The organism is Bacillus glycinifermentans, from assembly GCF_001042475.2.
In the GTDB taxonomy this organism is placed as follows: Bacteria; Bacillota; Bacilli; order Bacillales; family Bacillaceae; genus Bacillus; species Bacillus glycinifermentans.
In genome coordinates this window covers 1-24,202 of sequence record NZ_LECW02000014.1, presented here as the reverse complement: position 1 = coordinate 24,202, position 24,202 = coordinate 1, and the positions used below count along the sequence as shown (strand labels likewise).

The 24,202-nt window shown below is 44.6% G+C and carries 32 protein-coding genes; all 32 read right to left on the bottom strand.

Annotated elements, in window-relative coordinates; genetic code table 11:
- Positions 1-13: 13 nt before the first annotated feature.
- Positions 14-847, bottom strand: coding sequence for a peptidoglycan recognition protein family protein (locus AB447_RS09895; RefSeq protein WP_026699344.1), 834 nt, complete (start codon positions 845-847; stop codon positions 14-16).
- Positions 848-904: 57 nt separating this feature from the next.
- The gene (locus tag AB447_RS09890; protein ID WP_057957545.1) at positions 905-1,315 is read right to left on the bottom strand and encodes a phage holin family protein; all 411 of its coding nucleotides are present in this window, start codon (positions 1,313-1,315) and stop codon (positions 905-907) included.
- A 60-nt stretch (positions 1,316-1,375) separates the two neighbouring features.
- A complete protein-coding gene (locus AB447_RS09885) occupies positions 1,376-1,642 on the bottom strand; it encodes a hypothetical protein (RefSeq protein ID WP_048354317.1) in 267 nt (88 codons plus the stop codon).
- Between the two features lie 14 nt (positions 1,643-1,656).
- On the bottom strand, positions 1,657-1,827 hold the full coding sequence (locus AB447_RS09880) for an XkdX family protein (RefSeq protein ID WP_156415974.1): 171 nt from the start codon (positions 1,825-1,827) through the stop codon (positions 1,657-1,659).
- Positions 1,828-1,841: 14 nt separating this feature from the next.
- Positions 1,842-1,988, bottom strand: a complete 147-nt coding sequence (locus AB447_RS25760; protein WP_156415973.1) for a hypothetical protein — start codon at positions 1,986-1,988, stop codon at positions 1,842-1,844.
- Positions 1,972-2,358 (bottom strand): hypothetical protein, encoded by a 387-nt coding sequence (locus tag AB447_RS09875; RefSeq protein WP_048354319.1) that lies wholly within the window; start codon positions 2,356-2,358, stop codon positions 1,972-1,974. The genes AB447_RS25760 and AB447_RS09875 overlap by 17 nt, the downstream gene beginning before the upstream one ends.
- A 19-nt stretch (positions 2,359-2,377) precedes the next feature.
- Positions 2,378-5,770, bottom strand: coding sequence for a prophage endopeptidase tail family protein (locus AB447_RS09870; RefSeq protein ID WP_057957544.1), 3,393 nt, complete (start codon positions 5,768-5,770; stop codon positions 2,378-2,380).
- A gap of 12 nt (positions 5,771-5,782) precedes the next feature.
- On the bottom strand, positions 5,783-6,547 hold the full coding sequence (locus AB447_RS09865) for a distal tail protein Dit (protein ID WP_046131988.1): 765 nt from the start codon (positions 6,545-6,547) through the stop codon (positions 5,783-5,785).
- Complete coding sequence (locus AB447_RS09860; protein WP_048356109.1) at positions 6,544-11,424, bottom strand: membrane protein; 4,881 nt, start codon at positions 11,422-11,424, stop codon at positions 6,544-6,546. Before AB447_RS09860 ends, AB447_RS09865 begins: the two co-directional genes overlap by 4 nt.
- Before the next feature lie 15 nt (positions 11,425-11,439).
- The gene (locus AB447_RS09855) at positions 11,440-11,688 is read right to left on the bottom strand and encodes a hypothetical protein (protein WP_231947375.1); all 249 of its coding nucleotides are present in this window, start codon (positions 11,686-11,688) and stop codon (positions 11,440-11,442) included.
- A gap of 95 nt (positions 11,689-11,783) precedes the next feature.
- Positions 11,784-12,296 carry a tail assembly chaperone gene (locus AB447_RS09850; protein ID WP_046131985.1) on the bottom strand — a complete coding sequence of 171 codons (513 nt, stop codon included), beginning with the start codon at positions 12,294-12,296 and terminating at the stop codon, positions 11,784-11,786.
- Between the two features lie 83 nt (positions 12,297-12,379).
- Complete coding sequence (locus tag AB447_RS09845) at positions 12,380-12,706, bottom strand: fibronectin type III domain-containing protein (RefSeq protein WP_082094145.1); 327 nt, start codon at positions 12,704-12,706, stop codon at positions 12,380-12,382.
- The gene (locus tag AB447_RS09840; protein WP_052948546.1) at positions 12,636-13,154 is read right to left on the bottom strand and encodes a phage major tail protein, TP901-1 family; all 519 of its coding nucleotides are present in this window, start codon (positions 13,152-13,154) and stop codon (positions 12,636-12,638) included. Before AB447_RS09840 ends, AB447_RS09845 begins: the two co-directional genes overlap by 71 nt.
- Before the next feature lie 13 nt (positions 13,155-13,167).
- Complete coding sequence (locus AB447_RS09835) at positions 13,168-13,566, bottom strand: DUF3168 domain-containing protein (RefSeq protein ID WP_048356108.1); 399 nt, start codon at positions 13,564-13,566, stop codon at positions 13,168-13,170.
- Between the two features lie 15 nt (positions 13,567-13,581).
- Positions 13,582-14,001 carry an HK97-gp10 family putative phage morphogenesis protein gene (locus AB447_RS09830; protein ID WP_046131982.1) on the bottom strand — a complete coding sequence of 140 codons (420 nt, stop codon included), beginning with the start codon at positions 13,999-14,001 and terminating at the stop codon, positions 13,582-13,584.
- Positions 13,988-14,338: a phage head closure protein gene (locus tag AB447_RS09825; RefSeq protein ID WP_048356107.1), complete on the bottom strand. Its 351-nt coding sequence runs from the start codon at positions 14,336-14,338 to the stop codon at positions 13,988-13,990. The genes AB447_RS09830 and AB447_RS09825 overlap by 14 nt, the downstream gene beginning before the upstream one ends.
- The gene (locus tag AB447_RS09820) at positions 14,338-14,646 is read right to left on the bottom strand and encodes a phage head-tail connector protein (protein ID WP_048356106.1); all 309 of its coding nucleotides are present in this window, start codon (positions 14,644-14,646) and stop codon (positions 14,338-14,340) included. The genes AB447_RS09825 and AB447_RS09820 overlap by 1 nt, the downstream gene beginning before the upstream one ends.
- Positions 14,647-14,659: 13 nt before the next feature.
- Entirely contained in the window at positions 14,660-14,929 is a 270-nt protein-coding gene (locus AB447_RS09815) for a hypothetical protein (protein WP_048356105.1), read from the bottom strand.
- Between the two features lies 1 nt (position 14,930).
- The gene (locus tag AB447_RS09810; protein ID WP_048356104.1) at positions 14,931-15,269 is read right to left on the bottom strand and encodes a hypothetical protein; all 339 of its coding nucleotides are present in this window, start codon (positions 15,267-15,269) and stop codon (positions 14,931-14,933) included.
- A 3-nt stretch (positions 15,270-15,272) separates the two neighbouring features.
- The gene (locus AB447_RS09805) at positions 15,273-16,193 is read right to left on the bottom strand and encodes a phage major capsid protein (protein WP_048356103.1); all 921 of its coding nucleotides are present in this window, start codon (positions 16,191-16,193) and stop codon (positions 15,273-15,275) included.
- A 15-nt stretch (positions 16,194-16,208) separates the two neighbouring features.
- Positions 16,209-16,790 (bottom strand): DUF4355 domain-containing protein, encoded by a 582-nt coding sequence (locus tag AB447_RS09800; RefSeq protein ID WP_048356102.1) that lies wholly within the window; start codon positions 16,788-16,790, stop codon positions 16,209-16,211.
- Between the two features lie 97 nt (positions 16,791-16,887).
- Positions 16,888-17,811 (bottom strand): phage minor head protein, encoded by a 924-nt coding sequence (locus AB447_RS09795; protein ID WP_048356101.1) that lies wholly within the window; start codon positions 17,809-17,811, stop codon positions 16,888-16,890.
- Positions 17,798-19,192: a phage portal protein gene (locus AB447_RS09790; protein WP_048356100.1), complete on the bottom strand. Its 1,395-nt coding sequence runs from the start codon at positions 19,190-19,192 to the stop codon at positions 17,798-17,800. Before AB447_RS09790 ends, AB447_RS09795 begins: the two co-directional genes overlap by 14 nt.
- The gene (locus AB447_RS09785; RefSeq protein ID WP_172796337.1) at positions 19,189-20,463 is read right to left on the bottom strand and encodes a PBSX family phage terminase large subunit; all 1,275 of its coding nucleotides are present in this window, start codon (positions 20,461-20,463) and stop codon (positions 19,189-19,191) included. Before AB447_RS09785 ends, AB447_RS09790 begins: the two co-directional genes overlap by 4 nt.
- Positions 20,463-21,158, bottom strand: coding sequence for a phage terminase small subunit (gene terS / locus AB447_RS09780; protein WP_048356099.1), 696 nt, complete (start codon positions 21,156-21,158; stop codon positions 20,463-20,465). Before terS ends, AB447_RS09785 begins: the two co-directional genes overlap by 1 nt.
- Before the next feature lie 44 nt (positions 21,159-21,202).
- Positions 21,203-21,379: a hypothetical protein gene (locus AB447_RS09775; RefSeq protein WP_241494765.1), complete on the bottom strand. Its 177-nt coding sequence runs from the start codon at positions 21,377-21,379 to the stop codon at positions 21,203-21,205.
- Positions 21,360-21,920 (bottom strand): sigma-70 family RNA polymerase sigma factor, encoded by a 561-nt coding sequence (locus AB447_RS09770; RefSeq protein WP_057957542.1) that lies wholly within the window; start codon positions 21,918-21,920, stop codon positions 21,360-21,362. The genes AB447_RS09775 and AB447_RS09770 overlap by 20 nt, the downstream gene beginning before the upstream one ends.
- Before the next feature lie 689 nt (positions 21,921-22,609).
- On the bottom strand, positions 22,610-23,065 hold the full coding sequence (locus AB447_RS09765) for a sigma factor-like helix-turn-helix DNA-binding protein (protein ID WP_011197863.1): 456 nt from the start codon (positions 23,063-23,065) through the stop codon (positions 22,610-22,612).
- 2 nt (positions 23,066-23,067) lie between these two features.
- Positions 23,068-23,268, bottom strand: a complete 201-nt coding sequence (locus tag AB447_RS09760) for a hypothetical protein (protein WP_048356097.1) — start codon at positions 23,266-23,268, stop codon at positions 23,068-23,070.
- 12 nt (positions 23,269-23,280) lie between these two features.
- Positions 23,281-23,409, bottom strand: a complete 129-nt coding sequence (locus AB447_RS27220; RefSeq protein ID WP_255131419.1) for a hypothetical protein — start codon at positions 23,407-23,409, stop codon at positions 23,281-23,283.
- 136 nt (positions 23,410-23,545) lie between these two features.
- A complete protein-coding gene (locus AB447_RS27215; protein ID WP_277620349.1) occupies positions 23,546-23,680 on the bottom strand; it encodes a hypothetical protein in 135 nt (44 codons plus the stop codon).
- 33 nt (positions 23,681-23,713) lie between these two features.
- A partial coding sequence (locus AB447_RS09755; RefSeq protein WP_172796336.1) for a DNA adenine methylase occupies positions 23,714-24,202 on the bottom strand: 489 nt, incomplete at its 5' end.

The following is a 24,202-nucleotide window of genomic DNA, read 5'->3' as shown; positions in this document are numbered from 1 at the left end:
AGGGCCTTTTTGATTACTTCAATAAAGCTTCAATTTTTGCCTTTGTCTTCGGCCCGTAAATACCGTCGGCAGACAGCCCGTGCATCAGCTGGAACCGTTTGACCGCGTTCGCCGTATTCGGCCCGTAATAACCATCTATGCCTTTATTTTTGGCACCTTTGTCCGGATAGAAATAGAGGGCAGCTAAGGCCTCCTGAATCTGCCGGACGGCCGTTCCTTTCATCATCGGGCTTTTGTATTTGTAGATGCCGGTCGGTAGTGTGTACTTTTTGGCTGCAGGCTTTCCTTTTTTCGGTGTTTCCTTTTTCGGGGCCGCTTTCGATTTATTACCTAGGATACTATCGACTTTTTTGCGGAATGCTGACAGTTGGCTTGAATCCCTCACCCACGGCGCCGGACAGCTTTTATTTGTCACGTCGTAATGCCGTACGATTTTGTCTGTAGAAAGGCCATAACGCCTGCATAGATCGGCTACCACTTCGGCAGCATTTTGAATGGTCTCACTGTGAATCTGTCCGTTTTTTTCGACGCACATTTCAACACCGATCGCCTTTGTATTGGCGTTTGGTTTTAGAAAACTGACATAGCAGCGATTTTGGTCGTGTGCATGATAGGCGACTTCATTTTCAGGAATAATCAATTGCACTTCTTTGCGATCCACAAAATAATGCGCTGAGGCGTAACGTTTATCAGCGATGCACGTACCATTGAAATAATTTCGCTCGTTCAAGGCCGACGCGCCAGGAGTAGCCGTCCAATGCATGACAATACCCTTAACCCCTGACAGTTTTAATCCCGGACGAGTATACTTGTTAACCTTCACATAGTTTTTTACGACTTTGACCATGCTTGATCAATCCTTTCTTATATTAATGCAAAAGAAAAAGGCAGCCGAAAGGCAACCTCATTTTGCTTTATTCTGCTGTTTTAAAATTTCGATAGCTTTCGTGATAGGCTCCGGTACATAAACACCCATTTTTCCCGCGTTTTCAGTAATGGAGATCAGTTCATTTATGCAGTAGAAAACGATTGTTACTGTCATGACAAGAAAGCCCATTTCGATCCCGTTTTCAATAAGCAGCAAATCAATCATGTGAGCAACGGCAACAATCACGAAAATAAAGACTTTTCGCGTGATACCAATAAATCCAACCCGGCTTTTCATCTCCCCGTTTACTCCGGCTGCCGCCAACCCACTTCCATAATCAATAATGACCAGAAAAGATAAAATAGTTAACAGAATGCTCCACCCTCCAAAAAGAAATCCGATTGCTCCGCCAGCAATGGCGATCAAACTTTTATAAAATGTTTCCACTGTATTTCCTCCTTTTTATACAAAATAAAAAAGCCGCTTATTTCGCCGCTTTAGATTAAATTATTCAGTTGCTGCGCTGCCCTCTTGCTGCACACCATCCGCCTGCGAGTTGCTTATACGCTCTTCCTGCAGCTCCTTTTTAAGCTGTTCGTTTTCCTGCTCGAGGTTCTGCCTTCTCTGCCTTTCGTACATGTATAGGCTTCGAGCCTCCGCCAGTCTGTCATGCGTATGGTTCATTTCATCTTTGTAAGCCGCTGCCTTTAATGCCTGTCTTTCAAACTGCACTTTCAATTCCTCATGTTGCTTTTTCAATTCTTCAAATGTCATTTTGTTTTCCTCCCTTATACTTCGTCTGCGAATGCATCACCGCGTTGATTAGCCATGATTTCCGCGCGCTCTTCCTCAGTAATCAGCCCATTTTCAACATGGATGTACAGCTCTTTTGTGGTGACACTTCCATTTAGCCAACAGTAATAAAAATGCCCGTAGTAACGACTTTTACCTTCGAACACATCGACCGCCCCCATCACGATTTTGTCCCTTCGAGTCTTAGGATCAAGTCATTGGCAAGACGCTGAGTGTATACCAGCTGTTCCCGCAACATCTCTTCTTTTGTTTTTTGACCGAGTTTCTCTTTTGCTTCGATGTTTTGCTCGTTAGGTACTAGCTTCATTGGTTGCCTCCCACTTATGGAAATTGAATATTTCGCCGGTTCTACTACCGTCGGTGTCTACCGTTATACTTAAAAGTGTATGGATAAGCCGCTTGTTTCCGCTGTATCCCGGATAATACCCGTCTGGATCTACGTATGACCGGTTCAAAATATATTTCATTTCGTTTGTTGAAACATCTAACTCGACAAAAAGATCATATGCGACTTTTAATTGATCATCGGGGATTAAATCGAATGAAACAGCTTCAAATGAATAAACATCGTCATTATGTTTTAGAACACAGGTACTTATGTCGATTCCTGCGTCCGTTTCTGTCACTTCCATGCCTTCGAAATACCACGCGGCCGGAACATCTTTTCTTTCGATCATTTTTATAACACCTCTTTTTTTACGGAACTTCATGGAAAACCAATAACCTTATAGTGATGTCTTGACCTATGATACCTGATGATACTCCATTTCCCCGCATAACAATTTTGAATCCGCTTGATGATTGATTTTGGATTCCTACATTTACCACATCAGAATAGGGACCGTACGGTTGTGCGAAAACAGCGAAAATATTTTCAGCATTATGGTGTTCTCCGTCATAGAAACTGTAATTCACACTTGTAGATCCTGTTGATCCACCAGTCATAATTGTCATTTTAATCTCATTGAGGGAAACGGCTAGGTTGCATTGTAATTTCCCGTATTGGTCAGTTATATCGCTTTGGATACTACCGGCAAGAGCCGCGTAAGTAGTCCATGTGTTATTGCCTGCGATAAGCCTTGTTTGCGTTGGCAATATCAATTCAGGGGTATCGAATAGCATTCTTTTCCCAGCCTTCAAACGCAAACCAGCGCTGGCTACAACATCAAAATTTTGTGGCTTAAATCGAAACATTGAATCAGGACCATCAAAACGCGCAAGATAAATACTCGGGTGGAAAGTTCCGTATTTTCCTTCATCTAATCGATCCTTTGTCGTATAATAACCTCCGGTTGTTATAGAGTATAGACTTTTAGCGTCGATGACCTCAGCACCTTTTTCCCACATTCTAAACCGGCCAGCTTCACCTTCGGTAAATTCGTAGTCTGAATTGTCTTTTACGCTTGTTTCTGAATACATATCAATAATTGGCGAAGCATAAGTCTGTCCCACACTTGGCGTGCCGTATATGGAAAGCTTACCGTTTCCCATCTCGATTGTGGTATAACGTTCTCTTTTTTCGTTATAATCCAATTTGCCCGTTTCTTGTTTAAGCATGCCCGATGTTATGGTCAATTCATTGTATTCGTCGGTATCTGCATTTTTTGTCCATTGATAAAAGGTTCCATCCTGTATCCATGATTCGAAATCCTCGTTTTGTCCGGCAGCCTCGAACCGGGCGCCACGAATCAACGATCCCTCAATCGTGATCCCCTTGATCGTCCCGGCGTTGATCTTATCGGCCGACAGGTTAGCGATTTTCGCATTTGTGATGGCTCCGTCTTCGATCTGAGCCGTTCCGATGATCGCCGTTTCCAGATGCGCCCTTTTGATGGCTGCGTTTTGGATAGCTGCAGAACCGACAGCCGCTTCTGCAATCTTGGCCGACGTGATGGCCGCATCCGCGATTTTAGCCGATACAATGGCAGCATCCTGAACGTATTGGCTTGTGATTACACCGTCCGTTAACTGTGTATCGTAAGGGCTGAAGCCGAAATCTTTCCGGACGTCCCCCCGCCGAATTTGCAGCTTTCTCAAAACAAATTCCGCTGAATCTCCATTATTTACAGTTTTTCCACCGATGCCGAGCCGCCCATCGCTGAAAGTCGCCGGTGACGTAAATACAACATCAAAACGGACAAATTCATCCGTTGGATAGCTCGAAATATCTGAAAGGTTGTTCGAAATATCGTATGATGCGCCGCTTTCTGTCATCAATCGAAGGTAGGAAAAGTTGTTTGTCGTCAACCTCTTCAATTCGAATGAAAGAGTGTACACTTGATCTTTTGTAAGCGCTAATGTCGGGCGTCCCTTCGTGGTAATCCCGAAATATGAGTATGATGTCGAGTTCTTTGTCACCGTAACTTCATTGAATCCATTTGCTGAGTAATTAACGTTTCTTTTCGCATTCACAGCATAAAGATCGGGTGCGTTCAGGATAGAACCCGGCAAAATGTTTGCGTCCTCAAAGTCTCTTGAAATCTTGTCGGCTTTGACGGCTAAATCTGCTAATAAATCGGCCGTGATCGATCCGAAAAGGATGTCATCAGTTAGAATCCTCCGTGTAACCCCTGTAAACTCTGGGGTGAATTCGCTCGGCGTTTTGTGCGTATTGATCGCTCGCAACCGATAATACCAGACCTGGTCAACGCCGGGCGAATGTTCGCACTTGCTTCCTTTCCCCCAAAATATCCGGTTTTCAGGTAACGGTGTAAAGCCCTTAACCGGGGACGCGTAAACCTCATAAGCTGCAATATATGAGCTCGGGTTATAATCCCACGAAATTGAAACGCCTTGGAATAATGACTCGATTTTCACATTTGATGGAACAGGGGGGACGGTGTCAGGGAAGCTTCCGTCTGTCACTTCGCCGCCGCTATCCCATTTCCCACGGTTTCGGTCTATTGTGTCTTGTATCTTTTGTATCCGATCATCCTTTTGAAGCACCGATAAAAATTGACCGATTTCTACCACGCAAGTGTTGTCTGGATCAGTGATGTCATATTCCATCGATATGATCCGCTGTTTTGTCTCTATAGGAATAGCGAAATTTCGATCTATAGCGATAGTCGTATCCCCTAATTCAACATGTTCATGCTCATATCCGGGCACATTTTGAAGCAGTTGGACAGATAGCTCATAATTGACTTCAATCTTCGAGGCTTCGGTTATCAAGTGGCTATATGTCGCTTTTAAAAGCTCTTTTGGATCAGTTATATCCTCGTTGCTGAATTGTCCTTCTCTATGGATTCTTTCGCCGTTTTTGAGACGGCCAAATCGTTTTAAAAGATCCGGATCGCCAACCCATTCCTGACCTAAAGGCTTGTCGACGGGATCACCTTCTGACTTTTTCCACTCTACCTCGGAGAAGTCAATAAAACGTGTGTAGCCGCCCGTCTCTTCGCCGTTCTCGTCGGTTGAAGGTATAGAAGCCCCATACCCCCATAAAGCCGTCAGAGGGTAGCTGATGACTGTACGGCTGATCTTTTCGGTATCCTTATCTATTTCAAAGCGTTTCCCGCTGTCTTTTCCGCGACGGGGAAGAATTTTCAAAACCCGCCGGGTGATCTTATTGCCTTCAAACTCAATATAGTCCTGAAGCTCACCGCCCCAGAGGTTTAAAACCTCGGAAATACATTCAAGGGCTGATTTCTTATAAAACGTGGTTGAGTTTGTCCCCAGCGCTGCTGTGACCTCCGCCTCCCACCTTGAACGGGAAAGCACACGATCCAAAACATATTGTGCTGTTTTTTCCGTTGGCCGGAAGTCTTTCACAAATGTTTCAGCCAGTTCCATCATTGCAGCTTCACACGTTACAAGCGTGTTAATCTCTGCGTTTTCGTCTGCATCGTCCAGCTCTTTGATCACAAAAAGCTTGAGAAGGCCATCCTTATCCTTAAAAATAACTTGATTTTCTTCAACCAAATAACGAGCATCAGGATGCGAGGCGTCGGCCACAAAAGAAAAAGAAGAGCCTTTATTCAGCTCTTCTTTGTATTTCGCATCCCAAAACTTGCATGCCTCTTGTCCGTCGCTGGACAGTACCGTGAGGACTTCCTCATCAGGTGACAGAATATACATGTCAGCCATAAACGGACCTCCTTACAAAAAAGCAACATCAAACTTGATGCTGCTCTTGTGACTAAATTTCAATTTTATCGGCCTTTGAGGTGGTATGTTGAACCAGTCTGACTGTACTTGCAGTGCGGCCATGATTAAATTTCCGTTGCACGTCACTTTCCTTTTGGCCGAATCAATAACGAGAGTATCGCCAGCGATAAAGTTGTAGACTACTTTAATTGTTTTATAAATAGATTCATCATCATTTAAAAAAGACACTTCATAAGAAGTGCCTGCCTCCGTAAAAACACATTCAATTTTCGGCTCAATATCTGCATAACCCGGGTTAGTGAATGATTGTATACCCGGATCAAATACATATTGTTTTGGTTCTCCGTATTTTTTAGGATCAGGACAAATGAATGTCAGTGTAGCCGACTGAATGCCTCCCTGCTCTTCGTTCTCCGAAATACTTTCAAAGACGGCGTAATAGGTTCTATCTGGCTCATCATGAAATACAAGGGGCTTCGGTTCGTCTGTGTGTAAAATGTATGTCAATTCCTCTTGCTTCTTTTTCAATTCTTCTTCGCTGCTGAAGGCGAAAAGCACTTCAATAGTTATGACCCTTACAGGGACTCGGACTCCACGGAGGAAGCCGCCGGGACGATTTCCGATGGTGGCTGTGTTGACCTCTCGCCCCATTACGCCCCGGCCGCTAGTCGATTTCACATAAAAGAAGGGTGAAATATCGACCCCATCAAATGTAATTTTCCACTGGTTAGGAAGTAAATCCTGATAGTTGATCAATTAAATCTCACCCTCCTTGCGTTTGATCTTCTTTGCGCGTCAGTTACGGGCTTTTCTACTCCCTGTCCGACTTTTTTGCTGTCCATCTCGATTACTATTGTTCTATCTGGTAATTCGAGGTTTTTGATTTCGGAGCTCAATTCGTTTGAAACAGTACCAATATTACCACTTGAAATGGATGTGTCGTATGCGAGATTCAGGTCCTCTTGCTGAATATTTATTGCATCGCTGACGACATTCATCGCTTTTTGAACTGCACCAATACCGCTCTGAATTCCAACAGCGATACCGGCCGGCACCATCATTCCGACTTGGTCCCTCATTACCCTTGATGGAGAATGGATTTTCAGCTTTTTCTTGATTGTTTTTTCAATTGTGGCCGCAATGGCTTTCGCTTCTTTCTCGAGTTCCCCGGACATGTTTTTCATCCCAGAGATAATTCCCGCCATTGTGTTTGAACCGATAACCTTGCCGCTCTTTTTAAGCGAACCCAACTGCTTGACATTAACCGAAAGCTCGCCGATTTTGCGGAGATAGTCGTTTTTCAACAAATCTAATTCCTTGTTGGCAGCAGATCGCAACTCTCGTATTTTCTTTGCCGTTTCCTCTTTAAGCCCTGACAATTCTTCCGCCGCCTGCGAGCTTGCAAGAGCGTGTTTTTCTTTCCAGAGGCTTATATAGTTGTTTAGCTCAGAACTGGACATGCGGGCAATCGCATTGATCTGGTCAGCAGAGCCAACACCCATTTGTCTCAATTCATCTACAAACTCTTTCGGCGCTCTGCTTGCAAGGCTTGTAATGTCAGAATTAAAGGATTTGATTTTGTCCAGTTGCTTTTTAAGGTTGTCGGTAAGTTTTGTACCGGAAACCTTCTCGCTTGAAACATCGTCAAATAGACCGATCGCACTATATATTGCGTTTGCTCGGTCTTGTAATTCCTTCTTATAGGCATCGTTGGCCGCCTTGATGTCTGCGGTTAACTTGTCATTGATGCTCTTGAATTTGGAAAGGTACGCGTTATTCGCTGACAAAATGCCTTTGTTGATCTTGTCGGCAGCCTTTTTCTCGGCTTCCTTCTGCTTTTTGACTTTGTCGGCCATTGCCTTTTGTGCTTGATAGATTTCCCGCTGGACTTTGATTTGTTGATCAGATGTCAGCTTGTTCTTTTTCTTGATTTTTTCCAGTGTTTTGATATAGGTATTGCCGCTGATTTTACCCGTGTCATATTTGGCTTCTGCTCGCTTAATCTGATCAGAAACCTTTTTCGTGTAAGCGAGTTTCGCCTTTGCTTCCTTGCGCTGCTGTTCTTTCAGAAGCCTCTTTTGTTTATCTGAGGCGCTTTTGGTAGCCTGATAGATTTCTCTTTGAATCTTTCGATTTTGGTCGGCCGTCAGCTTATTCTGCTGCTGAATTTTCTTCAGAGTCTTGATGTAAGCAGCCGCCCCCATTTTTTTGGTGTCGAATTTAACCTCAGCATTCTTTATTTTGTTGCTTACTTTGATCTCTGCCGCTTTTCGTGCTGCTTTTGCTGCTCGAGCAGCAGAGGCTTTCACTTTCGACTCTGATTTGTCGATACCTGCGGCCATCCCGGTACCGATGTGATAACCGACTTGATCCCGCATTACCCGGGATGGAGAGTGAATACCGAGAATTTTTTTAATGGTGCTTGGAATTGCGTTTGTAAGTCTTGAGAACGTGCTTGACACAGCGCCCCACATGCCAGTAACACCATTTATTAGACCCTGCATAATGTCCCGACCGACTGAACCAAGGTTTATACCTTTAAAGAAAGACATAACGCCGTTCCAGATGCTTTTAATTCGGTCTTTCGTTGCGTTCATGATGCCTGAAGCCGCGCCTTTTAAAGCATTAAAACTATTCTTTCCGGTTGAAGTCATGCCTTTCCAGATCCCTGTTACGCCAGATTTCACAGCGTTCCAGCCACTGGAAAACAAACTCTTTTGCCCGTTTAGCCAACCAGAGAAAAAGGATTTCAAGCCACCCCAAACACTTTTACCGACAGATACAATACCCTTCCAAACAGATGAAACCGCAGTTTTTATAGCATTCCAAGCAGTTTTAAATACATTTTTCCAGAAATTTAAAAGCGTTGAGAAAAAGCTTTTCAGCCCATTCCACACGCTTTTTCCTGTCGAAACTATGCCTTTCCATACAGAAGAAAGAACCGTTTTGATTCCATTCCAGACCGTTGAAAAAATCTTCTTCTGAGCATTTAGCCAACCCGAAAAGAAGGATTTCAAACCGTTCCAGATCGACTTTCCGGTATTTACAATTCCGTTCCAAATGGACGAAGCAAAGCCTTTAATAGCATTCCAGACGGTCGTGAATACTGTTTTGTATAGGTTGAACTGAGCTTTGAAGAAAGACGACAGGCCACCCCAAATCGATTTTGCAGTCGATACAATCCCATTCCAAACGGTAGAGAAAAAGGACGTGATAGCATTCCATGTTGCTGTCGCGGCCGCCTTTATTCCTTCCCATGCTCCTTTTAGCCATTCAGAAATCACACCCCAAATTTGAAGGGTGAACTGTTTCACTTTGTCCCAGTTTGCAATGATAAGCGCAACTAACCCAACGACCGCCGTCGTGATCCAGCCAACAGGACCCATCGCCATAACCCAAGCCGCGGCCATTCTTGCAGCCTGAGCCAATGCTTGAGCCGCTAATACAACAAGCTGCTTCCCAAACAAGATCATTTGTTGGATGCCATTCATCAAAAAAGAAGTGAATGAACTGATCTTTGCCGCCGTCCAGGCCGCTGCCATCTGTGCAGCTTGCGTTAACGATTGAGCTGCCATGACAGTCATTTGAGTGATCCAAAGAGCCATTTGTCTAATGCCGGTTTGGAGCATGGTGATAAATGAAGAGATTTTCATAATGGTCCAAGCTGTGGCTGTACGTGTTGCTTGGGCGATTGATTGCGCCGCCATTAGTGCCATGTTTTTGATCCATAGCCCCATCTGGATAATGCCGTTTTTTAACGACGTTATCAGCGCTGAAATCTTCATTGCAGTCCAAGAGGCGGCCATTTTCACAGCATTGGCAGTAGACGACGCTGCCGCCGCCGCGTATTTTGCGATAAATTGCCCTACCTCTATGGTTGCTCCTTTTAATTGAGTGATAAGCCCAGCTAACTTTATGCCTGCCGCAGTATTTCTGAAGTTTATCAGATAACTTGCTGCAACCTTGAAATCTTTCAATCCATTTGTCACAGCACTAACGGCGACCATTGCAGGAACTATAGCTCTTAACGCCCCCACTAATGAAATAGCAACCGCAATAAACTGTCCTATCGCTGGATTTGCTTGCATTGCCGCATTTGTAAACTTTAAAAACCCGTTTACAGTTTGCAGAATGGTTTGGCCTAAAGGAGCCATACCAACAAGCAGGTTGATAATAGTTTTTGATATTTCTCCCAATGTGCTCCATACTGTAGGTCCATTGGTTCTAATATAGTCAATGAATGCTTGGAATTCCTTTGTCTTGGTGACGCTTCCCGCCCACTCATTGAATCGTTTTGTCATTTCGACAAGGGATGTCATCATGTCCTGAGACATCGGCGCAAAGCCAGCGAAAAGCTTCGTCAAGCCTCCTGATAAGTTTCTGATAATCTGCAATAATTTAGGGCCGTTCGTTTTCGTATACTCCACAAATGATTGGAATTTCTTTGACGAACCTAAATTTGCTGACCATTTCACCCATGAAGCAGTCGCTTTTTCCATGCTTGCAGCCATATCATTACCCAGTGGACCAAAAGCCACGATTAAATTCATCACAGTACGCAGGACATTGCCGGCAATTTTGCCGAATGTAACAAAGGCTTGACCCGCGTTTTTATTCATGAAATCTATGAAACGCCTCATATCCGCATCTTTAAATGCGGCATTCATACTTTTCGCTAATTCAAGGCCGCCATTTGCCACGCTTTTAAACATGGGTCTTAAACTATTTAGAACGCCTTTGAACGTCGTCAGCGAGCTCGTGAAGGTCTTTAATATAGGCTTCTGAACAGAATTTGATATTTCCGTCCAGTTGGCCTTGAAATCTTCCAAAGTCGCAAGCGCCTTCTTCTCTTCTTTTCCTAAAGACTGCTGTATGACTTTGATCTTCTCCATAATTTTTGCGCGTTCTTTAGCGTCAGTTGTTTCGTCTAACTTCTGTTGAAGCTTATTTAAGTCATCTGAGGCCTTAAAAACACCTTTAAGAGAAGATACTGCCACAGCGCCAAAGGCAACCGCGCCGGTTCCTGCGGTCGAAAATGCGCTCGCAAGCCCCATAACCCCGCCGGACGCCGCGCCGAGCATCGGCCCCAGTGATCCAATAGCGCCAGTAATACTGGCAAGCACCGGAGAAATTGCAGGTAATGCGGCCGTAAAAGCTCCCTTGAGGGAATTCTCCATAACTGTAGAAATGGAATTTGTTATTTTAGCAAGTCTATTCATGGAATTTTCGAATCGATCAATTCGAGCTTCAATATGAATCCAGACTCGATTAGGTAAAGACCTGATTTCTGCTTGTGCGCCAGCGACTGCCCGCGTTAAATCCGAAGTATCTCCGTTAATATTGGTGGTTACCCGGTTGGGCAATGAACCAAGCTCAGTCCTTGCCGTTGTAATGGCTCTATTTAAATTGTCAGAGTCAGCGTCTAAATCTACTCGGGTTCGTTCATGTCGATGGATAAAACGATCAATCTGCTGTTCCGCTTCCCTGACTCTTGCTTGAAAGCTTGCAATCTCTGCTTCAATCTCAACAGTTTGGTGGTCAGTCATACGGCGCATCATATCATTGACACGTTCCATGCTCCTGTTGAATTTTCTCGTCTCAGCCTCAATGATTGCAGTCAGCCTTTCGATCATACCCTCACCCCTTTTCTACAATTGTTTTCCAAAATGAGCGCGAATGGCATCGTTAAAACGCTGAACAGCTTTGGCTTTAGAACCCAGCTCATTAACGTTTGATGATCGCCAGTTGTTTGCGTCACCTGTGATGTCTCGCTCAAGCTCACGCTTTGCTTTTCTCGCATCAAACATTTTTGATTCTTTTGGGCGTTTTTCATTGAGCGCATAACGGTGAAACATTGCATTTCTCGCCATGCGCTCCCATTGATCGATTTCTTTCAATTTCGCCCCTTTTATGAGCAACTTGTATTCTTTGGGTGTCCAAGACATGATTAAGTCGATGTCATGGACATTTAGCCAACGAGCTGCATTGACAATTACTTGGTCGTAGTCGATCCCGTTTTCTCGTTGTATGCTTCTTTCATCATTTCGAGCATCTCCTTGTTGGCTTCGTCCTCTTCCAGACGTTTCGCTTCCATTTCTGGCGTCTCGTTCGGACTCACTTTCTTCGGTTGCGCCATCTTCTCGATCATCTTCCAGTGCTGACGGATCTTTCCTTTGAAAAAACCCGCAGAATCCAACGTCTTGAATGCTTCTTTGATCAATTCATCTGCTGCATTACCTGTTTCATCTTCATTGATAATCTTGGCGAGCGCTTCCTCGATTTGTTCAACAGAAGGCTTTCCTTTTTTGAGGTAAGCAAGTGCACAATCCCAAAATGCAGATAAGTAAGCCGCGTCATCATTTAATAGGCTTAGATAGATTGATAATGTTCCTCCAGACTTGTCACCGTTCTTGTCTTCTTTTGCATATTTTTCGTTTGCTGTTCTGTCAAAAGCAAAGTCACAACGTGCAGCATAATCTTTTCCGTCAATTGTTAAGTAAGCCATGTATAAAACCTCCAGATTGTTTTTAAATTCAAAAGAGCCCGGCTATTGCCCGGGCTCTCATGATCTTATTTTCAAAGTGAATATTAGGCCTCTACCGGTTTCGTCCTTGTTTCAATTTCAGTCATAGGCGATTCGCCGGCAGAATTAACAGCAGATACGTTAACAGTCAGTTTAGTATCTGGCGCAATTCCCGTAAGCGTGCATTTTGGTTCTGTCACTTCTTTGTAGAACACTTTTTCAGATCCCCTGTACACTTTGTATGAAGTCGCCCCATCTACCGCCGTCCAATCCACGGTCACGCTGTCAGTCGTAGCCGTGAACGATAGATTTTGGGGCGCATTAGGGTGTAGTTTTGCCTTCTTCCCCAAACTGCATGAATTTTTTTGCGCCCGCAGAAGATCTGATCTCATCAAGGAGACTTTGAGGTAATGGAGCTAATTCACCCTTGAACGTTTTTCCCAGAACAGGAAGAGTCGTTGAAACCTCAATAAAGCCGTCCTGCGGCGCGCTTTTCTCCAAGCTCTCAATAATCGCATGCCCATATTCAGATGTATGCTTTTGATTTTCATTCAAGTTTAGATTTACCTTCCAGACCTGAATTGCTTCCTCGTTATCATAAGCCTTTTCGATCGCGTCCTGTCCGGGGTCGGTAACGGCTGCATAATATGTCAGCTCAATGTTTTCCGATTTCGGACCATAGCCAACGATCCGGCCGGATTTTGTCGTCTCGTCAACTGTATCCTGCTCTTTCGTGTGGTTACCTTCCGTTTGGAAAGCGATGAAAAGCCCTTCTGTTCCAGTGGCATTCATCGGTTGGACAAAGTAAACCTCATCTTTACCATTCAATAAATCTGGCATATTTTTCATCCTTTCAGTTGTTTATTGTGTAGCGCATTCTGAGAATGCCGTGCTTTGTGTAGCCGTCTATGTCGGTGATCACCTGCATTCCGCTCATCTCAGAACGGCATAAAGAAAAGCCCTCTATTTCTAGGGGCTCTTTCGTTAATGCTTGCAGCATCAAATCAAGGATTTGCATAGCTTCTTTTTTGCCGTTATAGTCGCTCCAGCAGTGTAAAACGACATTGATAATCTCGCCTTTTGACGTTTTTGTCTCAAACGGCGAAACGTCATCGTCGCCAGTTGTTACATATGGCTTTTTCTGATCTTTCGAGACTGCATCAAGCACACCAGTGACGCGTGCATTCAGCCCTTTATCAGTTGAAAGCCTTTTGAATATAGCTGTCTGCAACGGCCACATGGCTGACCGCATAATAACAGCCCCTTTCTATCGCATTTGACTTACAAAATAGCGCATACCTTCGTCAACTGCCGGGTTCCAGAATGGCTGCGCGCGCATCCCCCGGGTGAAAACCCACTGATTGAGCTTGGTATCGTAATACACCCACGGTGTTTTTCTGCCGTTCCCGTCTTCAGCATAGATGCCGGTTCCGTATTCGACATAAATCGCGTAACTCGCTCCGACAGATATTACCGCTGTCAGGCCGCCGTCTTTATAGTCGATCTCGATAGAGTTTTTCAGGTTACCGCCGTCTATCATAGCTGTCGGGGCGTTTAAAACAGCATGACTATAAATCAGCTCGGCTGTATCGGTAACAATCTGCTTTACGTCATCGATAACACGGTTTCTGAACTCATCTGTAGCCCTTCGCATTTGCCTTACCCATCTGCCGCTAACCTTCGCCATTGTCTTCAAGCACCCCCGAAACCTCGCATTTGAGGTTCATGATCTCGTGCATGCCGCCCTGATCGATCGGCGCCGACTTGAAAATGAGTATTTTATTTTCGTAGATGATCCTCATTGTTTTATCAATATCGGTGCGATATGGGTAATACACATTGCAGTCAACAGGATTCTGCAACTGCTGTGCTTGGTAAAATTCCCGAGAGCTTACCCCGCAAACGAAACCGTTGATTGTGATGAAATCTACATACTTTTCCTCGTATCCACCGCCACCATCCGACACTTTCTCAAGCTTCTGAACAGTGAACGTGTGTGGGAATTCATCGTATTCGTAAATCATCATTTAACCCTCAAAATCCTATAAGGTTTCAAGTGACGCATAACGGTTTCCGGCAGCTCCGTCTCGAAAGAGTAAGATACATCGCCCATGCTGCGGCCGCTTAAATTCGAGGGCGACATGTTAAACTCAATCGCTTTTGCAACAAACAGCTTTACGCCCGCCGGCAGCTTTTCCTCGCCATTAACAAGAAACTTGTTATTGCAGTAATCCTTTGCGAAATCAATAAAAAGAGGGATAACCTCTTTCAAATAGGCATCGTGCCTATCTGTAGTTATCCCAAGCATTGTTTTGATAGTCTGGACGTCCATTTCAGATGTCCCCCTATTCCTCACCTAAAACGACTTTGATTAGCTCGTCCTTTTTGGCGTTTGGATCAAATTCAAATTCCTGTTGCTCTAAAAAGGCTATGATGTCGCTTTTATTCACTTTGTTAAGCTGCTCTTTGCTCATTTCAAAAAGATCAAATGGCGCGTCAGTCTCCTGAGCAACTTCTCCAGCCTCTTCTACCCTTTTGAAGCCAAAAGGCGCATAGACAACCCTATACGCCTTATCTGACACGCTCAAAACTATAGAACCGTCTGTGATTTTCAAATTAAGAACCTCCCGAGCCTTCCAGCGCTTTAAGACGGTTTTCAATGTCCGTGAATTTGGCCGTTACATCATCGCCCATTTTGTCCAATGTAACCGCCTTTGCTTGAATGTGATTATTTTGAACGCTGCCATTCCCGATATTGCGGCTATTTACAGACCCATCACCGATATTACGGTTTCTGACCTGTCCCTCTCCGATCATTTCGGAAGTGATGCTGTCGGGGCCGGGTGTGGATGCAGGCATACCGGATACTTTTGCGCCTGATTTAACTTCTAATTCGCCGCCAATAACCCACTTATCGCCGCCGCTGGTTCTGTAGTTTTTTGATGTGAAACTCATCTATTACGCCCCCGCTTCTGTTTCCGGAGTAAGAGCTGCAAACGCTTCGTCAGAGAGTGTCATAAATCCGACTTGCTGAGTCACACGGAGAGCAAACATGTCACGTTCAAACAAGTTAATAGGATTACCGTCTTCATCGACAGCCGTTGTTAAAGTTGCATCTTGCGAAATATGGTATTCCATACCTTGAGGAATTCCGTAACGGGTAAAATCCCAATCGGCAGCCAGTAGATGTGCTTTTGTATAATCCCAAGACTTAGAATCGACATAGCCAATCGGCAAACCTAATGCCTCTGATGTCGCTCCACCTCTTGGATCATTAAAAATGGGCTGCCCGTTGCCGTCCTTCGCACCGCGCAATTTTTGTTTAAATCGACGCGTAGTGGTAAAGCCATTCACGTCTTTGTCATTGTCCTCAGTGAGTGCCATGACTGCGTTTAACTCATCGTAAAGGTTGCCTAAAGAATTCAAAACAACGGTGTTTCCTGCTGCTTGTGCTTTTTCGAATACAGAAGTACCTTTTCCGAAAGGCGATTCAATGCCAAAAAGTGCCGCTTGGTCGAATTTAATAGCGAATGCTTCCGCGATTGCTGGCCGCATTTTAGTAAAAAAGTCTTTAACGGTGTAATTCAAAAACTCTTTTGTGACTGGGACAATGACCCCAAGCTTTTTAGAGGTCATTTTAGCTTCTAACCATGTAGCTTTGGATGTCTTGATTCTTTCACCTTCATCAACCCAGTAAGCTCCGGGACCAGACGCAAGGTAAGTGAATGTCTTCTCGGTTTTAGTCATTTCCTCATATTTTGCTAGTTTTGTGACTGCTGATTGTGTCATAAAGTCTTTTAAAACTAATGTTCCTTGATCAGATGGTACTTTCCCTTTGACTGCATCCTGCATTAATACGTTATTTGGATCAAAACTCATATTCTGTTATCCCCCTTATTTTCTGATACTTGCTTCAGCAGCAAGCGAACCAATATCTAAATTTCCACCTTGACCAGAACCACCGCCGCCCGGCTCCACGGTCCGGCCGTTCTCTTTGAATTTGTTTTCGACTGCTTGTTGAACAGCAGCATGGTATTTTTCTTCAAGAGTGCTAAGGTTGCTCTTCGTCGTTTCTTCGTCATCCCCAAGGAAGTAAGCAACAATATCAGTTGGCAGGCCCTTTTCAGATGCGTAAGAAATCGCCGTATTCATGAGCTTTTCGCGCTTAGCTTCTTTCTGCTGCTTCTCGAGCTCTTGCTCAAGCTTCCGAATGCGCTTTTGTTCCTCGGTTTCTTCCGGGTACAGCTCTTTTACTTTGGCATTTACAAGTTCATCGAGATTATTTGCTTTCCATGTTTCAAGGCTTTTTGTGAAGTGCTGATCCAATTTAGGCCGGATCAACTTTTGCCCCTCGTCGGTTTCCAGAAAACCTTTCACCTTGTCGGCTGACACGGCCGAAAGTTCTTCCAGATAAGCTTTTACGTCTGCATTTTCTTTATTGTCATTGAGAAAGTGTTTGACTTCTTCTAAATTCACTTTGATTTCCTCCTTTGCCCTCTACAGTGCGCGCCTGTTATGAGTGCATAAAAAAATAAGCCTTTTATGCCGTCATGCTCAGGACGGTGATATGATGTTATTTACTCTTTTCCTCAATGGATTTGTACCACTCTTCATACGTTTGATATGGGATAGTCTCGCCTGACCCTGCACCGTCTTTTCTTGCTCTTCTCGTATCTGGCAAAACGCCATTTACTTTAAACGCGATTGTGCAACGGCAATTTATATCATCCTTGGGGTTGTGCATATGTCCGGGTGCCGGCCCGACACCGCCGTAAATTGATTTGAATAATCCGGTAGGTTTAACCGTCTTCCCGTCGAGTTTCCTGTGCCCGGCTCTTGTCTTCAGGTCAAGTGTGGCATTCCACATTTTTTCGAGTTTGCTCTTTTTTGAGGCCTTCTCAGCGCTTTTGAGCCTTCCCAAGACTTGCACCCTATGAACCTCCGTTCTCGCCACGTCACGAGCCTTTCTACGAGCAAATTCGGTGTTTTTCTCAATGCGTTTCGCTATCTTCGAATAATCCTCGCCCGCCTGTATGCCTTGTGCAATAGATATTTGTATTTGACGGACGTAATCATCTCGATGCCGCTTGTAAATTGCCGAGAGCGTCAATTCTGCTATCGGGTTAAGAATTGCCTGCCGGATCACCTCGGTTGTCGGTATACTGAAGCCCAGGTTAACTGCGGCTTCCATCTCATAGAGATAGGCAGAGCGCATATAGTTCTCAAGGAATTGTTTTGCGGCTAACGCTTCGACAATCGTCAGGATTGTTTTGAATGCCTTTGATGATTCCTCTGTCATACGCTCCATTTCTTTTTTGAGCCGGTTGTATTTATTTAAATCAGCCATAGTCAATTGCCCGTTAGTGCTGTATTTCGCATATAAAAGGGCAATCTGCTGATTGATTTCTTTAAGGCGCTCAGCGAAAACGACATCAATCTTTTTCGCGTCCTCGGTGATCATGTCATCAAGGTACTTGTCAATATCATTCTGGTTCATCTTCGTCACCGCCATCGTCCTGATCTGTGTCAATGTCAGTCAACGGCGGCATGCTGTTTCTGTATTCCTCTTCCTCTTCTTTCATTTTCTCGAGCTCATATTGAACATCATCAACAAATGACAGTAAAGAAAGACGTGTTTCTTCGCTGACAAAGCCTTTCAAGCTCGATGCAATTTGAGCTTCTTCAAGGATGTTCACTGGGAGGTTACGCTTGAAACCGAACCACACTTTTAGATAGTCGTCTTCGCTGGCCTTGCCCTTTGTTCCCCATGCAGAAAAAAGGATTTTGAACTGATACCGAAGGGCTGCTGTCATCTTTCTTTCCATCGTTATGCACTTATTTTCAAGCGCCATAAGTTTGTACTTCATAGCGACGCCCGAGACATTGCCGCCGAATGATTCGTCTGTAAAATTGACGGACTTAGCAAAACGAAGGATATTTTCTTCCAGCCGGTTTAAATGGTTTTCGATAATAGCGTCGTTGATGTCCTTCGTGAGATAGCTGACATCGTCACTCTCTTCCAACAGCTGTAGAATCCCGGTTTCTTTCAGCTTTTCCATCGTTTCGTCGTCTACGCCTAAACCTTTCAGAACGAGATATGCTAAACGATACTGCTCAATCTCGTTGCTGGCGTCGGATAGCGTGCGGTCATAGGCATCAATAAGAGACAATACCTTCTCGGCATCGCCTTTTAACTCCTTATTGTTGGCTAATCCGAACAACGGGCAGCTCTTAAACATGTGGGGTTGTGTGCGGTCTTCTTCAAACACTGCACTGTCCTTCGTGCTGTAATAGTGAATCGTTGTGGAATCGTAAAATTCGGCTTTTTGCTGTCCGTTGTATGTCTCGTAATAGCGCAATGCGTATTCTGGTTCATGAATATTTCCGTCAGTGAGAAAAACCACTTCCCATGGATCGATATTTTTGATCCTTTCTTCCCCTTCCTTATCCACGTAAGCAAGACGGGCGCCGTAACCACAAATAGATGCCATCTTTCCCCATTCGCTGTCCTCGTCGGGGATGTGGTTTCTCAAATTAAAGTCCTCGATCAGCTGCTTTAAAGAATCCTTTTTATCATCAACCTCATATGCGATTGGATGGCCGAATAGATAGCCGACCTTGGTATCGACAATATCGGAATCAAAAGAGTTATTCAGTTTGTTGTTTACTTTATGGTCAATCCGCTTAATACGGCCTGTTTCAAAGTCTTCATAGTCGATCGCTTTCCGCTGAAGAATCGGCACGCCACTAGGTTCCGCCTTATATCGATCGTATAAATTTTTCATCCGGTCATGATCCGGTTTATGCGCTTCGATAATCTGGGAAATTAAATCCCCTGATATGCCACTTTTTCTGATTTGATCTAAGAATTTTATCAATCTCTAAACCTCCTTGTTACCCCATGCCCTTTAAGGTTTGATACCTCGTAATCATCCAAGCCGTACCAAATAGCCGAGAATGTATGAGGATCGATGTTGAATTCATCCTCGATGATGTTACCGTCTTTGTCGACTGCGAAAGTGAGGTCTTTCAGTTCTCTAATGACATCGGGGCATTGATCGGAGCAAATAATTTTCTTGAATCGCTTTACTTTCTTGGTGTATTGCAACCGCGAGCCTTGAAATTTCTTTGCGGCCTTCATGAGAAAGCCCTGTTGCCGGAAGAATCGAATTGTTTTAGGCTCCGCACTGTCCGCCTTGATCAAAACGCGTTTAAGGTCTTTCAAGTCTTCCGCCGTTTTGTCGTCGGTCGTGTCGTTTTTGTAATACTGCCAGTAGATGTACAAAATCTTTTCTTTATGGTCAATCGCCATACGAACCAAGGCGTTATATGAATTAACGAAACCGAAGTCCATGCCATTCTTTAAAATCGGCCTGTCGATAGCCCTGATCGCTTTCATGACCTCTTCATGCTCCATCACTTCGAACTGCGGCAGGACAAGCTTTCCGTTAACGCCAAAACGACCTTTCCGGGCAATGCGGTAAAGGTCTGGATCATGGCTTTTCAGGTCTTCCAGCTGCTCGATGTAGCTTTCAGGCAAAAATAAATTATCATCAGCCGTTGAGTGATGATAATAGGTGTTGTTTTTTATGATCGTTTTCTTTTTGTAAAGCTCGTCGTCGTCAAGGACAAAAAACTGATTGGCTTCATCCTTAAAAAAGTGCTTATACGACCAGTTCCCTTTGCTGACAGGGTTCGTGGACAGAATCATGTGTAATTTTAAAGTCGGATGCCGCAAGCGCCCCAGCAGCTCTTTAAACCCGTCATATTTGACTTCTGAGCACTCTTCAACCCATACAATTGATACATTATTGATCGATTTTAGTTTTGCCGGCTTGTCCATCCCTTTAAAAATGATCTTGCTGCCGTTTGGGAATCGTATTTGCATTGGTGAGCTGACACACCGGATTTTATGGTCAAGCCCCAAGTCTGTGATGATCTCTTCAAGCAGGGAAAAAGTCGAGTCCCTATGTGTGTCGTAGACTTCTCGGACGACTAAGGCTGTCCGCTTTTCCTGCAGTAGTTTCAAAATCAGCTTGAGGGCTACATGATAGCTCTTGGATGATCCGTAACCGCCGACGAGAAAATAAAACTTCTGTGACCAATCAAAAAGAAAGTCCCTGAAACGGGGGTTCACTTCTTTTTCCATCATCGCTCACCTTTATCCTTGATGATAATTTCAAATGTTGAATCGTTTTCATCGTCGTTCAGTCGCTCGATTTCGGCTTTTGTCTTATCGATGTTCAAACGCATTTGATCAAGTTTAAGCCGTCTCTCGTCCTCTTCATGGGCTAATGCGTCGAATTGCTTTATCAAGCTCCTAAGCTCGCCCATCGCCCTTGATTGCGCGTTCAGGAAGGTTGCGTGACGGTCCCAAGCGAATTGCACCTCGTAGTCCGCAAAGTCAAGGCCTTCGCTCTTAACCTCTTTCACGTGATCTTCTCCATGAGCAACAAACATGATACGCTGCGCCCAGATAATGGCCGCGTATTGTATTTGAATTTGATCCCATATCATATCAGCAGGCGAACGCTCCTGAATCTCTTCCATGATCTCAAGCGTTTCCTCCGGGAGAAACTTGGAGAAAAAGCCGTGTGTTTTGGCGTTTTGGTTTCCCTTTGGTGCGCCGCCGTTGTTCCCGAGTGCATTTATATTGCCGGGAGGTGCACCCCGTTTTTTTGTGTGCACACTTTTTTCAGAGGGTGCACCTTTTTTCCTCGTCCAGCCGTGCCGCTGCTTCCATGACTTGATGGTGTTCACTGACACCCCGTATTTTTCGGCAAGGTCTTTGTATTTCATTCCTTTGACGTAATCTTTTTGTGCTTGAATGTGCTTTTCTGCCATCTACATTCACCCGCCGCCCCCTTCTGATTTGTGTTGTTTTGGAATTATTCTTTCGATACGAACTCGTCATCCTCGACAAGCTGATGAATTGTATTTCGTCCAATGTCTGCAAGACCTGCAGCCTCAATATGGTTGTGAGCGTCGTAAACGGTCGTCGTCGTACCGTCTTTCATTTTGAAAGTGACAACATATCCATCGATCTCATGAAAGTTTTTCTCCATCCAGTTGATAAGTCCGTTTGTAGGCCCCGGATACACTCTTGTAACCTGTCCCATTTCTGAAACCTCCCACTAAATTCGAATTGACGTATTTTTGTATTTTCGCTCTTGATCTTGTGATAGTTGTTTGGACAGTTGCTTTCGTAACGCCGAGTAATTCGGCAATTCTTTCGTATGAAAAGCCCTCACCTTCATGCATGACGAACATTTCCCTTTGCCTATCCGTAAGAATAGATAGGCATTCATTGATCATGGCTATTTCTTCGCCTGTCACCCTGCCGCTTGCATTAGGGACGGCAGCATGATCGATTGTGTAGATTCTCGCCATTAAATCAGGGTCTTTAAAAATCACTCTTGACTTTCTGGATGCTGGCCTTCGCAATCCCGGCATTCTCCGGTTTTCCATCCATGCGATTGAGTATTCAAGATCAGAAATCATTTCGTGAACAATCTTTTTATCATTTTCCCGCTGATCGCCAAGCTGCTTATATATTTCCCATGTCTCTCTCAATGCTTTTTTATAGCTTGGTAACAGTTCATCCATGTCCTTTTCTCCTTTATTTGCTCTGAGCTGCGCCCGTACTGGCAGGAACTTGCCCGCCCTCTTCCAGACGCATATCACAACAAACATAAAAAGCGACTTGCACAATGCAGGTCGCTTTCCCATAACTATTGCCGCCCGTGATAAAGCTGTGACGGGTTCACCCTACAAAGTAGTTAGTAGCAAAGGCCTTATCGGCAATATGTCCGTCCGGGCTAACCCCGAACCCTAAAACCCGATGACGCCGTACGTACTTCGGGATTCTCCTTCTGCACATGGCAGATGAGCTCATAATAGCGAATTCATAGCGAATTGCGGATCTTGACCCGACCTACACTCATATCCGCTCGCGACACCCTAGCCATGTGCCGCCACCCCTGCATGAAACGCTTCACACGCTTCAAGGAAACTTTTCTACACATGGTAGATAGTCTTGTATGCGGGCAAGGATTTGCACCTTGCATGATCGGCATTTCACCACAACGGGCAGCAGCTTACCTGACTTCCCCTTTAACGGTTCCCATGGGTTTTAAAACCTCGCCGAGTCGTATCCGATCTTATGCCTAAGCGTCTACCTATTCCGCCACCGCATAAAAAAGAGCGACCCCGCGCATTCGCAGTGCCGCTCTTTCTCTCTTAATTTTGTGACGCGGTAAACCGGGGGAACCTACCTCCCCGTCCTGCCTTCCATTTTACACGACGGATTTTTTCGGATTCAACAACTGCACAATTCGGCAATTTTGGCACAACTGGTTGATGATTTCGTCTTTCATTCGTCTTACGGTTTCCCGCGATATGCCAAGATGAAGGCCAATGGCTCGATAGCTCATCCCTTCCATCATGCAATCATAAATCACTTTATGCTGCTCCCCTTCGATCGTTCTTGCTGCCGCCTCAATCGCGTATACACGTTCTTCGAAGTATTCTAGACGCTTGTATAGACGTTCCTCTCTTATGTCCATATCCCTCAGCTCGGCCTGACTCTTGCCGGGGCTTCCCTTTGGCATGGCAGCTTCTAACCCATATTGAGCGACACCCCAGCTTCGCATAGGGATGTCAGAACCGTAAAGCACTCTTTGCAATCTCTGAACCTCTTTTGCCATCCAGTGATAACTACTGATCAGTTTTTCAATCTCTTTTTTATACATGATCAATTCCCACCCTTTCTATTTTGGCTAAAGAGCTTTCGGTAAATCGCTTTTGATATGATCGGTACAAATGTAATAAGGAAATAGATCCACACCACTTCATGAATGGTTCTGACGTTAATCTTTAATACAAATACCAAAAACCAAAATGCCACCAAGGAAATCGTTAAATTAATACACCAGATTGTTTCTTGCTTGTTCATTCATACGCCCCCTCATCTTTGTCTAAATGCCCCGCCTTTGGCTCTTTTATAGATAGGCCTGTTTGTATCCATCAGGTTCCTTAAATCCCGTTCAGTGAGCTTCTCCGGCTTTTTTTGCGTGTTCTTTTTGGTCTTTTTCATGTTTTCAGCCTCCTTTTGACACCCTAGTGATCGCGGGGTGTGACTGAAAAGTTGCGAAAATAAAAAACGGACACCAAACAAACAGCGCAAAAGCTGTAAGTTCAGTGTCCGCAGGCTTTCCATCTAGGACATTATTCTATTTCCGTCCGCCAACGGTTTTCATCAAATTGTCTTGCAGCCAGAACATGAGGTATAATCTGCCGTTAGCCCCGTATTTTCGCTCAAAAATATTGATAGCTTGCTGCAGAAACGGCTTGTAATCCTGCATCATAACATTTCCCCTTCCCGGCGCCCGCCGCGCCTCCTAATCAAATAGACTAAGCTGAGTGATTTTATAATTAAACAACAGCATTTCTTCGGCCCGGTTCCCTTTTCCGGATCCACCGACAACCTGCTTATATGCTGAAAAAGTTTCTCTTTCCCAAGTCGGATAGAGCTCGAGTATCAAAGGATCGTCATAATAGGAGAGAACCACTTTTCCTTTTACTTGGTTCAGCAGCCGCGCCAGATCCCGGTGATCCTGCTCTGTAAACCCACCGGCATAAAACTGTTCTCGGCCGACATACGGAGGATCAACATAAAAGAGCGTATCCGGGCTATCGTATTTTTCAATAATCGTCCGGAAATCCTTACACTCAATCATGACACCTTTCATACGATTGGCGAATAATTGAAAAGCTGTACAAGCGCTTATGTAGCCGCCCGCCGGATTCTGCCCACTTTTCGTACTGTGACGCCATCCGGTTTGTGGAACATTCTCCGCGTTTCCCTTACTGATCCCGGACCGGTTCAT